Origin of the sequence: Pleionea sp. CnH1-48, from assembly GCF_024124665.1 — a bacterium.
In the GTDB taxonomy this organism is placed as follows: domain Bacteria; phylum Pseudomonadota; class Gammaproteobacteria; order Enterobacterales; family Kangiellaceae; genus JAMXSB01.
This window is the reverse complement of the sequence record NZ_JAMXSB010000014.1, coordinates 25,344-39,475: the sequence shown is the minus strand read 5'-3', so window position 1 is coordinate 39,475 and position 14,132 is coordinate 25,344. Positions and strand designations below refer to the sequence as shown.

Sequence of the window (14,132 nt, the reverse complement as noted above, 5' to 3'; positions counted from 1 at the left end):
TATGACGGCCAGAGTTTTTCACACGGAACATCCAGTCTCGAATCACAATGCTGATGATGTTTTTCGTTGTTTAGAACGAGATCTAGTCTGGCTATCATCAATTATTGAGGCCCGTTTACAGGATTACTTTCAAAAGACAGAGTGTGAGTTTAGTTTGGATAGTCTGGTTGCTCCTGATATCGAGCATCCTCTCTCGCCTTACTCGTTATTTTTGCAGGAGTATGGCCTTTCTGTTGAAGAGCGGCTTGTTTTGTTATTAGCACTGGCCCCTCATATTAAACCTCAACTGTTAGATTCTTTTTTTATTCGTAATAAAAATCTCGATAGACACTTTACTGAGTTTGGTGGCTGGAATGGAAAGCACCATCAAGGTTTTTTACCTACCTGTGAAACGGCCTTATTTGTGTTGTCCGGTGACGACTTAACCAAAAGAATGGCTGCCATGTCGATGTTTCGGCAATCACCCATTCTGGAGCATATATTGTTAATAGAGCACAGTGATGCCGGAGAACCTTTCGCTAGCGCTAAACTTATGTTAAAGCCAGAGTATCTTGAGTTGCTGACGACAGGAGAAAAAAACAAGCTAGATTATAATGTCCACTTTCCAGCTAAACGCATTGAGTCAAAGCTCAGCTGGAGTGATTTGGTTTTACCTCCATCGGTGATGAATGAGATAGAACAAATTAATACCTGGATTGATAAACAATCGATCATTATGTCGGATTGGAAACTGGATCGAAATATTAAGCCGGGCTATAGAGCTTTGTTTTATGGTCCTCCAGGAACCGGAAAAACCCTTACAGCTACCCTTATCGGTGCGAAGGCGAAGGCCGACGTTTATCGAATTGACATTTCGTCTTTAGTGTCAAAGTACATTGGCGAAACAGAGAAGAATCTGGAAAATGTATTTTCTCAAGCCGAAGACAAACATTGGATTCTGTTCTTTGATGAGGCTGATGCACTTTTTGGAAAGCGCACCCAAACCAGTTCTTCAAATGATCGTCATGCCAATCAAGAAACCGCCTATCTGTTGCAGAGAATCGAGGATTTTCGTGGTGTTGTTATTTTAGCAACCAATCTTAAAGCCAATATGGATGATGCTTTTGCGCGACGTTTTCAATCGATGGTTTACTTTCCGATACCAGATGCCCAGTTGCGTTTAACCCTATGGAAAAATGCTCTGGGACAACATTGCCAGCTCGAGGATGATATCGATCTGATTGATTTAGCAGAACGTTACGAACTGTCTGGTGGTGCCATTACCAATGTGATACGTCATGCCGCAATATTGGCGTTAAGAAGTGAACGACAAGCTCTGAGCCAACGAGATTTGTTTTTGGGGGTGACAAAAGAGCTGAGAAAGGAAGGGAAAAACATATAGGTAACTTTATGTCTCCAATAATTGCCAGTGGGCTGCCTTATTTACGTTATTTGCTCGGGATACTTTTTATCTCCTGGGTTGCTATTGCTAGTGCTATCGCTGATGTTCAGAATGCTGAAGAAACCAGCTGTGAAGCAGTTCTTCACGCCGATAAAGAGTACAGTCGTATCGAAAGCATGCTTATTCAAGTAGGACTTTATGGCATCTACCAAAACAATACCGACTATCAAAAGACGTTATCAGAAAAAGGTAAGCCTTTGTCTGACAGTATCGTTGGGCCGATTACTCGATCATGGGTTAAAACATTTTGCAGTAGCCTTGTGCCCGAACAGCAAAGCGAGTTTTATGATTCTTTGCTCTACTTGGCTGCTCTTAACAAATTAACGCCCGACTGTGAGGCTATTGGAGACACCAGTGCATTAGAAAATTGGATTACTTCTCAACCCGATGCGGGTAGTAATGCCTGGGTGCTCGAAATCATTCGCCAATGCAACCCTTCTTTTTATACTGAAGCAGACGCGAGCCAAGAAGCTCAGGTGCAAGAACATTATGATTACTATCAGGTAAATGAACAGGATCTCGCCTTGATTGATTTAGACACTCAGTTTTTTGCTGATCTAAAAAAGCTGAAGGAAAAGTCTTTTGTTGATAAACCTGGCGCCGAAGCGGTACTTTATCCATTAGCTGAAGCCTTCGAAGCAAAAAAAAGTGCTTATGTTAATGCCGTACTGGATGCTTTGTCGGAAGGCGAGCAATGGATATTGAGTGAAGATTCTTTTAAAGAGATGAAACTTAACTACGCCATACTGCCCTATTATGAAAAATTACTACCACTGCAAGGCGTTGTTTTTTCGACTCAGCAAGCGTTGATTGATGCTGTTAAAAAAAGCGCCGCTGCTAATGCGAGCAGTGAGCCAAAGGCCAATGAAAACAGTCAGGGTGGTAGTTCACAGACCTCTGAGGCATCTTCATCGGATAAAACGGATAAAACGGATAAAACGGATAAAACGGATAAAACGGATAAAACGGATAAAACGGATAAAACCGATAAAACGGATAAAACCGATAAAACCGATAAAACCGATAAAACCGATAAAACCGATAAAACCGATAAAACCGATAAAACCGATAAAACCGATAAAACCGATAAAACCGATAAAACCAGTGAGAGCGCCGAAGTCGAGTCTATTGATGCGGTGGTACTTTCTGCCATTTTATCAAGTGCCCGGCATTACCAATGGTTGCTTGATGATGCAGCATGGAAAAGATTGAACAACAATAACACGGTGTATTTCCAATTTTCGGAGCCTTTGCTCAATGCATTAAAGGTGATACCCCAGCAGCCCTACCCCACCAAACGGCTTTACAGCAATGTTATCCGTGCCTTACTGGCCGTTGATAGTAGCTATCAAATCGAGCCTAAGCTGTTTCCATTAGCAGGCAAGTTGCCGCAACTGACGGGGTATGTTTTCCCTGAGCCTGACTGTCCTTGTCTTAAAGACATTGAAGACGGTCGCATTACTTATGGATTTTTTCCAGGTAATTATTGGCCAGCGCCAGAGGCTGATTCGGAGAGTGATAATAAGAAACCTGCCAACTCGATTGATTACAGTTATTTGTCGCGTATCGGGTTTCAGGGGCTAACCGTTGAAGCCAATGGTGATTTTGAAGACATTACACGATGGAACAAAGTCAGAGATGAGTTTATTGGCGAGGCTCATGTTCATTACACCAAGGCCGATGTCGTTGTGCGTTTAGCTCAGTGGGCTGACTGGAACGATCAGACGATTGATAAAGCGATTGGACAAGTACGCTCTCAACTGCTGATTTATGATTATGAACAACCCGCGTTTTGGACTGGAAAAAAATCTCTAACACTCGATGGTGTCACCTTTTATCTCGAAGATTATCAACCTGATGATAATGATCAACTGGAAGCGGCGAACAATCTTATCGCCAAACTACTCACTCTAAAAGAAGACTTCCCTCACCTGACAATTAACTTATTGTTGGATATCAGTATTTGCGGCGAGGCGATGAAGTGCATGTCGGAAGCGGATATTGAAGGTGAGCTCAATAATATTGGGTTATGCAGTCACTTGCTGGCAGGAGCCACTTCACAAATGATGTCAGGAACGGATGGTGGCAAAAAGAAAAAACAATGTGTGTTGGGCAGTGAGCAATCAAACGGTCATGTGTTGGATTACGTACTGATCTATTTACCGGAATACACAACCAACACCAAAAAGAAGTTACGGCAAGTTATTGAAAACGAATTTAAAGGAGAGGCCCGTAGCAACGCTTTACGTAAAGTGATCCCTGTATTGATACCAACGGATATTTTTTCTAAAGCGGCTGAGGGAGAGCCTTATCGGCAATTTGAGGATGATCTGATTTATGCCAAACATAATTTTGGTGGTGTCGGTTTTTGGCCTGTGCCAACCACGGGAGATGCTAATTATGAACAGGTTGCTGATAAAATTTCGCGCTTTTTAATTGAGCAGGATAATCAAACGATGTTCGAGTCATGGGTGGCTAAAAAGTTACCGCCGGATACCTGCCAGTGGATATGTACCGAGCGCTGGACGGCACGCTTGATGTTTAAAATCATGGTTGGACTATTGTTACTCTCTTTTATTGGTGCTCGAACCTCTTGCAAGATCTGTCAATGGATAAAAAGCAATATATGGCTCTACCTTGGCTATATTGGAATGATTGCTGGATTTTTTGTTTTGATGTTGGGGTGTGACCGTTATTGGAAAGAGAACGCCGAGTTAGCACTGTTGTTGATGGTGGTGGTGATGGTCGCCGCCGGGGGCCTTTATTATGTTAATAAACAGGCCGAAGGAACCATGCCTTAAAGCGCTGGAGTTAACGGGTTGTAGAGGGTAGAAACTGAGTATCCAGTGTGAAATAATGCTGTCATATATCCCGGTTGCCTTTGAGTAATATTGTTAAGGCAACACAGCTCCTAAATTAAACGGTTAATTATTGTCTGTGAGCATTTCCTGCCCTTATCAATGGCATGCCAGTCTTGCTGCACGCATTATTCGCGCTGGCGGTGTGGTTGCCTATCCTACGGAAACCACCTGGGGACTCGGGTGTGATCCTTTTCAGCAATCGGCTGTCGAACGTATTTTGCGCATAAAACAACGGCCCATGCATAAAGGCTTGATCGTTATTGCCGATCATCTCGAACAGCTGTCTGGTCTGATAGAACCGCTAACTGAAGCACAACAAGAGATGATCCAGAAGCATACTGCCAAACCGACAACCTGGATTGTGCCCGCTGCATCTTATGCACCAGAGTGGATCTCTGGCCAACATTCTTCTGTTGCCGTACGCATCACCACACACCCTCTGAGTCGTGAAATTTGCCGACGTGTGGGCCCCATTGTGTCGACCAGTGCTAATCGAGCAGGACAGCCTGTATTGACGGCACGCTGGCCCTGTGTGCGTCAGTTTTATCAAGAGGTCGACTGGATATTGCCAGGGCAATCCGGTTCTGCCAGTAGCGCTTCACAGATTATTGATCTGCTCACAGGAAAAATTTTACGACATTAACAAGGTGTTCAATGATTGATAAAGAATCAGTAAAAAGCTACTTAATGCAGTTGCAAGACACTATTTGTGAGGCGTTAGCTGCTCAAGAACCAGTGGCTCAATTTCATGAAGACAGTTGGCAGCGTCAAGAAGGCGGTGGTGGTCGCACGCGTGTGATCGAAATGGGAGAAGTCATCGAGAAAGGTGGCGTTAACTTTTCTCACGTTAAAGGTGCGTCTTTACCCGCCTCGGCGACAGCAGCTCGCCCCGAGCTAAAAGGTCGATCTTTTGAAGCAATGGGTGTTTCGTTGGTTATCCATCCTAAAAATCCGATGGCGCCGACAACCCACATGAATGTGCGCTTTTTTATTGCCGAAAAACAAGGTGAAACCCCAGTATGGTGGTTTGGTGGTGGCTTTGATCTGACACCTTATTATGGTTTTGATGAAGACTGCCAGCATTGGCATCAACAGGCGAAAGAGGCTTGTGAGCCCTTTGGCGCAGAGATTTATCCAGAGTTTAAGCAATGGTGTGATGAGTATTTTCATATCAAGCATCGCAACGAGCCCCGTGGTATCGGTGGCTTATTTTTTGACGATCTGAATCGTTGGGATTTTGAAACCTGCTTTGCGTTTATGCGTGCTGTTGGCGATCAATTTTTACCAGCTTATATCCCTATTCTGGAGCGCCGCAAACAACTGCCTTATGAAGCCCGTCAAGTGGAGTTTCAGCATTACCGTCGTGGGCGTTATGTTGAATTTAACCTGGTTTATGATCGCGGTACTCTATTTGGTTTACAGACAGGGGGACGCACGGAGTCTATTCTGATGTCCTTGCCAGCGGCTGTCAGCTGGCGCTATGACTGGCAACCAGAAGCAGGCAGCGCCGAAGAAAAGCTTTATACTCATTATTTGCAAGATAAAGAATGGGTTGAGTAGTTTCTAATCATTTGATTTTAAAGAATTAAAGATAAGGGCCTCCGGTCCTTGTCATTCCGTTGTAATATCATCTCAATACACTATCAAGGAGCAGCAGCGTGAGTCGATTTAACCTTGGTCATTACCCGTTAACACGCAAACGACGTAATCGTACCGATGATTTTATGCGACGTCTGGTAGCAGAAAACGAATTAAGCGTTAACGATTTAATTTATCCCATGTTCGTACTGCCTGGCGATAACCAAGTCGAAGACATCGCTTCTATGCCTGGTATCCAGCGTCTTTCTATCGACAAACTGCTCGCCGAAGTTGAAGTTTTGGCGAATCTTGGAGTACCCGCCGTTGCGTTATTTCCGGTGGTTGAAGCCGATAAAAAGTCACTGCTAGCCGAAGAAGCTTATAACTCTGATGGCTTGGCTCAAACGACCATTCGAGCGATTAAGCAACGCTTTCCTGAGATTGGGGTCATTGCTGATGTCGCGCTGGATCCTTTTACTATCCACGGTCAGGACGGCATCATCGACGATAATGGTTATGTGCTCAATGACGACACAGTGGATGTACTGGTTAAGCAGGCATTGTCTCAAGCAGAAGCTGGCGTTGATGTGATTGCCCCTTCCGACATGATGGATGGCCGCATTGAAGCCATCCGCGAGGCATTAGAGGTAGAGGGCTATGTAAACACCAAGATTTTGGCCTATTCTGCTAAATACGCTTCGGCTTTTTATGGGCCTTTTCGTGATGCTGTGGGATCGGCCGGTAATTTGGGCAAAGCCGATAAAAAGAATTACCAGATGAATCCTGCCAACAGCGATGAAGCCTTGCATGAAATTGCGATGGATCTCGAAGAAGGTGCCGATATGGTGATGGTGAAACCCGGCATGCCTTATCTGGATATCATTCGTCGAGCGAAAGATGAATTCGGTGTGCCTGTGATGGCTTACCACGTCAGTGGCGAATATGCCATGTTAAAAGCCGCTGCTCAAAATGGCTGGTTGGACGAAAAAGCCTGTGTACTTGAAGCCATGATGAGCTTTAAGCGAGCGGGTACTGATGCAGTATTAACTTACTATGCACGAGAGGTTGCTCAATGGCTAAATGCGTAGCCTAAATCTGCGTTAGCCAGGCAACCATTTAACGCACTGTCATGCATTGGCAGTGCTTTTCTCTTGAAGAACTATAAGGTTGTTGTTGATGGTTGATGAGATACACACTTCGGATCCCACGGATGAAATGCGCAGTCTGTCTGGATATCTGGCAGAGCAGCCACAGGCAGAAGCCATCGACAAAAAGGACCTTTCTGATCCGCAGCTCTACATTAATCGCGAGATAAGTTTCTTACAGTTTAACTGGCGTGTATTGCAGCAGGCATTGGATGAAGATCTGCCCTTACTTGAGCGCTTCATCTTTATTTTTATCTTTAGTAATAATCTGGATGAATTTTTTGAAGTGCGTGTTGCTTCCTATGTGCACTGGGCAAAACGCAATCCACAGCGTGTAGGCCCTGATGGCATGACACCCAATCAGGTCTTGAATGAAATCAGCAAAAGCTGCCATCAATTAGTGCAAGAGCAGTATCGTATTTTTAACGATGTGATGTTGCCCAAGCTGGCGGAAGAAGGTATTCACTTTTTGCGCCGCAGTCAGTGGAATAAAAAGCAAAGTGAGTGGCTGACAAATTATTTTACTAATGAAGTCGCTCCGATTATTAGTCCTATCGGTCTTGATTTAGCACACCCGTTTCCACGTCTGGTCAACAAAAGTTTGCATTTTATTGTAACCCTTGAGGGCAAAGATGCGTTTGGTCGTGACAGTGGTTATGCGGTGGTTCATTTACCGCGTTCTTTGCCGCGTCTTATCGAGCTGCCAGCCGAAATATGTGATGAAGGCGCTAACTTTGTTTTTCTTTCTGCGGTGATCCATGCCAACGCGTCACGAATGTTTCCGGGTATGAAAGTCAAAGGTTGCTATCAGTTCCGTTTGACTCGAGACAGTGATCTGTTTGTTGATGAAGATGAAATCGAAGACTTGGCTGGTGCCTTAAAAGCAGAGTTGCAATCTCGAGACTTTGGAACTTCCGTGCGCTTGGAGGTTGCCGATAACTGCCCTGACAAAGTCGCGCAGTTTTTACTGCAAAAATGCAATCTAACCGAAAACGAACTCTATCGAGTGTCTGGCCCTGTTAACCTCAATCGAATGCTGAGTTTGACGCAAATGCTCGAGCGACCCGACTTAAAGTTCAAACCCTTTAAGCCTTCCGTGCCAGCGATATTGTCAGGCAAACGTGCGCGTATTTTTGAAGCCATTAAGGCGCAAGATATCTTATTGCACCATCCCTTCGAGAGTTTTGAGCCGGTTATTAATTTTATTCGCGAAGCAGCAAGCGATCCCGATGTGATGGCGATTAAGCAAACGCTTTATCGCAGCGGATCTCAGTCAGCCATTGTCGAAGCATTGATTGATGCCGCGCGAGCGGGCAAAGAAGTGACTGCGGTTGTTGAGTTACGAGCGCGGTTTGACGAAAAAGCTAATATCGAATTAGCTGGCAAACTTCAGGATGCGGGAGCCTTGGTCGTTTATGGTGTTGTCGGTTATAAGACCCATGCCAAGCTATGTGTTGTAACCCGACGAGAAAAGAAAAAGCTGCGTCACTATGCTCACCTGGGCACCGGTAACTATCACGCCGGAAACGCTCGACTGTATACAGATATCAGTTTATTAACCTCGGATAAATCGTTATGTGAAGATGCATTACGGGTGTTTTTGCAGCTGACGGGAATGGGCAAAGCCTACGAAATGAATAAAATCTTGCAAGCGCCTTTCAGCTTGCAATCCAGTTTAAGTCATCATATCGACAAAGAAATTGCTAACCATAAGGCAGGCAAACCCGCCTTTGTTAAGGCTCGCATGAACTCGCTCACAGAGCCGAAGATGATCCAGAAGCTTTACGAAGCCTCTCAGGCTGGCGTTAAAGTGGATCTGGTTGTTCGTGGGATCTGCTGCTTGCGACCAGGCGTTAAAGGCGTATCCGAAAATATTCATGTACGTTCAATAGTTGGGCGCTTTTTAGAGCATTCTCGGGTGTTTTGTTTTGCTAATAACGGTGATTTGAAAGTCTATGCATCCAGTGCCGACTGGATGGATCGTAATCTTTATCATCGAGTCGAAACCTGCTTTCCGATAACCGATAAAAAACTGGCTCAACGGTTATTTGATGAAACTATCGAATATTACTTGAGTGATAATCAGCAAAGCTGGGAGTTGCAAAGTGATGGTAGCTATCAAAAAACACGCTGCGAAGATGATGAACCTAAATTAAGAGCACAAAAGATTTTACTCGATACACTTAGCAAGTAATTAAGAGCGGAAGTTCTTAATATTTGAAGGTTAAATTCACCATCGATAAAAACTTTTGTTCGAGTTCCAGATCGGCAGTTAACAAAGGATGTTGATCCAGATACCCTGGTGGGAACTCGAGTATCATCTCTTCGTCTTGCAGGTGGATGTTTAAATCAGGGAGCTCGACATCTCGGCGTCGATGATTGAACAGTACTGAAAGACGCAGCAAACGTGCGAGGCGAATCATTTTTAGCCTGAGCGACTCATCATGAATCTCTGCAAATCGCTGCAGTGGAAACTTGCGTCGAAAGGCGCGTATTAACAGAGCTAAAATATTTTGTTGGCGTTGAGTAAATCCGACAATGTCGGTGTGGATCATCAAGTATTCGCTGTGTTTCTGTTGACGGCTAAAATTAATGGTTAGGCCAATTTCGTGACAGCGCGCAGCCCAGCTCAACATCTGATGAAAATATTCATCATCCAGTTGCCACTCTTCTTTGGTCAGCTGCCATAGGGCAAGAGCGGTGTTATTGACTCGTCGAGCCTGGTTAAGATCAATATGAAAACGCGACATTAACCCATTGATGGAACGCTCTCGAATATCATAATTGTTTTTACGCCCAGTAAGTTCGAAGAGTAATCCTTCTCTAAGGGCTACCTGAGCCACTTCCATACGCTTGATCTTCATACTGCGGAAAATAGCTAATAGAACAGCAAGACCACTGGGCAGAATTTCTTGTCTTAACTCGGCAATGCCTTCAATAGATAAGTCGCAAAGGTTCTCAAATTCTAACACTCGCTGTTTCAGTGTCAGCAGATCATCCAAAGTAATATAGGCTCGGTTAGCGTCTCGCTCATGAATATGACTGAGAATTGACTGAATGGTACCTGAGCAACCAAAAGCAACTTCCCACCCTTCTCGCAGGTAAACATCCTGTATTGAGAGCAGTTCTAGCTGTGCTGCGGTTTCGGCTTGCTGAAACTGGGCCGCTGTGATTTTGCCATCCGTAAAATAGCGTTTGGCAAAAGAAACGCAACCCATTTGCAGGCTGTCGAGAAGCGTAGGTTCAAAAGGATTTCCGATAGCAAATTCGGTGCTGCCACCGCCGATATCAACCACCAGTTTTTTCTGTGGGTTATCTTGATACTGGCTCACACCTGTAAAGATCAGGCGGGCTTCTTCATGACCGGAAATGATCTCAATAGGAAAGCCAAGCACTTTCTCGGCTTCGTCTATAAAGTCATCGGCATTTTTGGCTTTGCGAAAAGTATGGGTGGCGACGGCTTTTACATGTTGCTTATCGAGTCCCTGCAAACGTTGGGCAAATTGTTTGAGACACTCGAGTGCGCGGGTTTGAGCATCGGGGGTTAAGTTATCCTGTTCGTCCAGACCCGCTGCCAGACGAATTTTTTCTTTAAACTTGCCCAGTACTTTTACATCGTTGTTGAGAACCTTGGCGAGTGTTAAATGAAAACTATTGGAGCCTAGATCCAAAACAGCAATGTTTAACCCACTTTCGATACTCATATAACCGTATAACCACTCCGACTGTTAATTTGAGTTATTTTGAGAGGACTTGTCTCGATTATTATTTCTTCTACGCTGTCCGCTGTTTCTATTGGGTGGACGTCGACGTCGACGCTGTGGTGGTGGCGCGATCACTTCGGGGAGTAAATCGGCTGTGACCTCAGCACGCGGAATAGGATGCTCAATATATTCTTCGATGGCCGGCAGAGAAAACGCACTGTCTTCGCAAGCAAAAGAGATAGCATCGCCTTCGGCACCTGCTCTAGCGGTTCTGCCAATTCTGTGAACATAATCTTCGGGATCATCGGGCAGGTCATAATTGAAAACATGAGTGACATCATCAATATGCAAGCCTCGAGCGGCGACATCGGTCGCGACCATGACTGAAATCGTGCCCTCTTTAAAGCGATCCAATAGCATCAGGCGCTTCTTTTGGTGCACATCACCTGTCAGCATGCCGATCTTCCAACCATTGCTTTTGATGGTGTTCCAGACATTTTCGGCTTCGCGCTTGGTGTTCACAAACACCATGGCTTTTTGTGGTTGATGTTTGTTCAGCAAACCCAACAATAAAGCAATTTTGTCGTTATTGCTTGGATAGTAGAGTGCTTCTTTTACTCGCGTGGCGGTGACTTGTTCTGGTGTTACAGAAACCGGTCTAGGGGAGTTCATGTGTTCATAAGCAAGCTCGTTGACGCGATGAGACAAGGTGGCCGAAAACAACATATTCAGCCGCTCTTCGGGTTTTGGCATACGATTGAACAGATAACGAATGTCGGCGATAAAGCCCAGATCAAACATACGATCCGCTTCGTCTAACACCACCACATCAATGGCTTGTAATGAGTAGACGCCTTGCTTGTAGTAATCGATCAGTCGGCCAGTGGTGCCGATTAAAACGTCGACTCCCTGCTCCAGCATAGTACGTTGTTCATCGTAGGCGGTACCACCATAAACAGCACCGACAGTGATTGGTGTGTGCTTTATGAGTTTTTGAGCGTCTTCGTAGATCTGTACCACTAGCTCACGAGTCGGGGCCATGATGATGGCGCGAGGTTCATTAACTTGGCGGTTGGCATCTTGAGGTAGTGTTAATAACTCGTCGAGAGTGGCAAGAAGAAAGGCAATGGTTTTGCCGGTGCCAGTTTGTGCCTGGCCTGATACATCTTCGCCTTCTAGGGCAATGGGCAGACTTTTGGCTTGAATGGGGGTGCAATGGGTGTAATTCATATCCGCCAGGGCTCTTACCAGGCGTGGGTCTAACCCAATGGTTTTAAACGTTGTTTTCGATAAATGCTTTGTCATAGGCTTGTGGCCTTATTTTATTTCTAGTGAGCTTATATACCTGTCGCCTTTTAAAGTGCAACGGTGTTGGCTGCACTTTGAAATACTTTGGCTATAGTTGGGCCTTGTCAGCCTATGTGTATACTCCAGTTGGGGCAGTGTAATGTGCTTTTTCTGCCTTTGAAAGCAGCTTTTGCGCTTTCCCTTGAAATTTGTCACACTTAGCCCAATTATACTCTAGTTAACAGAATTTGACTTTTCACAGGAGAACTCGGCAAATGAGTGACAAAATTGTCCACCTCACCGATGATAGTTTTGAACAAGAAGTACTTCAATCTGATATTCCCGTCTTAGTGGATTATTGGGCAGAATGGTGTGGACCCTGCCGAATGATTGCGCCGATCTTAGATGAGCTGGTAGAACAGTACGACGGTAAGGTAAAAATCGCTAAGCTGAACATTGATGAGCATCGTAATACACCGACTAAGTTTGGTATTCGAGGCATCCCAACCTTGATGTTATTTAAAGATGGCAATGCCGAAGCGACGCAAGTTGGCGCCGTTAATAAGTCTCAACTCATCGCATTCCTAGATAGCAATATTTAAGCTCTCAGGCCGGTATCACCGGCCTCTTTCTATTTCCATAAAGATACTGGACAGGCTATAGTTTTAATGCTAAGTTTGCCTTAGCTTTTCTTTAAGACCTGAGATCAATTCGGGCTTAAAACATGGACATACGGGCGTTGACGAAGATTGACCCCGATAATAGTACACGTCTTTTGTAACCATTTAACTTCCTATTAATATCAACAAATCAGAATTTTTCTATCATGAATCTAACGGAACTGAAAAAACAATCTGCCGCATCTTTAAATGATCTGGCAACCCAGATGGGTCTGGAAAATATGGCGCGCCTGCGTAAGCAGGATATCATTTTTGCAATTCTAAAAGCTCACGCTAAAAGTGGTGAAGACATTTTTGGCGACGGCGTTTTAGAAATCCTCCCTGATGGATTTGGTTTTCTAAGAAGTGCCGACTCTTCCTACTTGGCTGGTCCTGATGACATCTATGTTTCACCAAGCCAGATCCGCCGTTTTAATTTGCGTACGGGTGACACTATCTCGGGTAAAATTCGTCCACCTAAAGACGGCGAACGTTACTTTGCTTTGTTGAAGGTTGATAACATCAACTACGACAGCCCCGAAAATGCTAAGAACAAAATTCTTTTCGAAAACTTAACGCCGCTACATCCTGAAGATCGTATGCGTATGGAGCGTGGTAACGGTAGTAGCGAAGATATTACAGCTCGCGTTATTGATTTAGCCGCTCCTATTGGTAAAGGTCAACGTGCCTTGGTGGTATCACCACCAAAAGCAGGTAAGACAATGATGATGCAGAACATTGCACAGTCTATTGCCGGAAACCACCCAGAAGCCAACTTGATTGTTTTGTTGATTGATGAAAGACCGGAAGAAGTAACCGAAATGCAACGTTCGGTTCGTGGTGAAGTGATTGCATCAACCTTTGACGAGCCAGCCAGTCGTCACGTTCAGGTAGCCGAAATGGTTATCGAAAAAGCCAAGCGATTGGTTGAACACAAAAAAGACGTTGTTATCTTATTAGATTCGATTACTCGTCTTGCTCGTGCTTACAACACTGTGATTCCATCATCTGGTAAAGTATTAACTGGTGGTGTTGATGCCAATGCATTGCAACGACCTAAGCGCTTCTTTGGTGCCGCTCGTAATATCGAAGAAGGCGGTAGCTTGACGATTATTGCGACGGCTCTTATCGATACGGGTTCCAAGATGGACGAAGTTATCTACGAAGAGTTTAAAGGTACCGGTAATATGGAACTGCACCTGGATCGTAAGATTGCTGAAAAGCGAGTGTTCCCAGCGATTAATATCAATCGTTCTGGTACGCGAAAAGAAGATTTATTAACAACACCTGACGAACTGCAAAAGATGTGGATCTTACGTAAGATTGTTCATCCTATGCAGGAAATCGAAGCGATGGAATTCCTGGTCGATAAGTTGGCCATGACCAAAACCAACGAAGACTTTTTCAACTCCATGAAACGCCAATAGGCGTTTCATGGTGCTCTCTTAAGCACCCTC

At 44.7% G+C, this 14,132-nt stretch carries 10 protein-coding genes; 8 read left to right on the top strand and 2 right to left on the bottom strand.

The features are described 5' to 3' along the window. The first annotated feature begins 1 nt into the window (after nucleotide 1). From NH399_RS19910 to ppk1, 6 genes are all read left to right on the top strand, one after another. Complete coding sequence (locus NH399_RS19910) at nucleotides 2-1,381, top strand: ATP-binding protein (RefSeq protein WP_253042949.1); 1,380 nt, start codon at nucleotides 2-4, stop codon at nucleotides 1,379-1,381. 8 nt (nucleotides 1,382-1,389) lie between these two features. Further along, nucleotides 1,390-4,242 (top strand): hypothetical protein, encoded by a 2,853-nt coding sequence (locus tag NH399_RS19905; protein WP_253042948.1) that lies wholly within the window; start codon nucleotides 1,390-1,392, stop codon nucleotides 4,240-4,242. Between the two features lie 136 nt (nucleotides 4,243-4,378). Next, on the top strand, nucleotides 4,379-4,945 hold the full coding sequence (locus tag NH399_RS19900) for a Sua5/YciO/YrdC/YwlC family protein (RefSeq protein ID WP_253042947.1): 567 nt from the start codon (nucleotides 4,379-4,381) through the stop codon (nucleotides 4,943-4,945). Nucleotides 4,946-4,956: 11 nt separating this feature from the next. Next, complete coding sequence (hemF, locus tag NH399_RS19895) at nucleotides 4,957-5,862, top strand: oxygen-dependent coproporphyrinogen oxidase (protein ID WP_253042946.1); 906 nt, start codon at nucleotides 4,957-4,959, stop codon at nucleotides 5,860-5,862. A gap of 98 nt (nucleotides 5,863-5,960) precedes the next feature. After that, the gene (gene hemB / locus NH399_RS19890; protein ID WP_371876105.1) at nucleotides 5,961-6,968 is read left to right on the top strand and encodes a porphobilinogen synthase; all 1,008 of its coding nucleotides are present in this window, start codon (nucleotides 5,961-5,963) and stop codon (nucleotides 6,966-6,968) included. A gap of 88 nt (nucleotides 6,969-7,056) precedes the next feature. Beyond that, the gene (gene ppk1 / locus NH399_RS19885) at nucleotides 7,057-9,219 is read left to right on the top strand and encodes a polyphosphate kinase 1 (RefSeq protein WP_253042945.1); all 2,163 of its coding nucleotides are present in this window, start codon (nucleotides 7,057-7,059) and stop codon (nucleotides 9,217-9,219) included. Nucleotides 9,220-9,235: 16 nt separating this feature from the next. Here the strand turns inward: ppk1 and NH399_RS19880 are convergent, their stop codons facing one another. Both NH399_RS19880 and rhlB read right to left on the bottom strand, forming a co-directional pair. Beyond that, nucleotides 9,236-10,729: an exopolyphosphatase gene (locus tag NH399_RS19880; RefSeq protein ID WP_253042944.1), complete on the bottom strand. Its 1,494-nt coding sequence runs from the start codon at nucleotides 10,727-10,729 to the stop codon at nucleotides 9,236-9,238. Between the two features lie 24 nt (nucleotides 10,730-10,753). Beyond that, nucleotides 10,754-12,034 carry an ATP-dependent RNA helicase RhlB gene (rhlB, locus tag NH399_RS19875; RefSeq protein WP_253042943.1) on the bottom strand — a complete coding sequence of 427 codons (1,281 nt, stop codon included), beginning with the start codon at nucleotides 12,032-12,034 and terminating at the stop codon, nucleotides 10,754-10,756. A 257-nt stretch (nucleotides 12,035-12,291) separates the two neighbouring features. Between rhlB and trxA the strand changes: the two genes are divergently transcribed. Together trxA and rho are read left to right on the top strand one after the other, a co-directional pair. After that, nucleotides 12,292-12,618, top strand: a complete 327-nt coding sequence (gene trxA, locus NH399_RS19870; RefSeq protein ID WP_253042942.1) for a thioredoxin TrxA — start codon at nucleotides 12,292-12,294, stop codon at nucleotides 12,616-12,618. Nucleotides 12,619-12,842: 224 nt separating this feature from the next. Beyond that, entirely contained in the window at nucleotides 12,843-14,102 is a 1,260-nt protein-coding gene (rho, locus tag NH399_RS19865; RefSeq protein WP_253042941.1) for a transcription termination factor Rho, read from the top strand. Nucleotides 14,103-14,132: the final 30 nt, after the last annotated feature.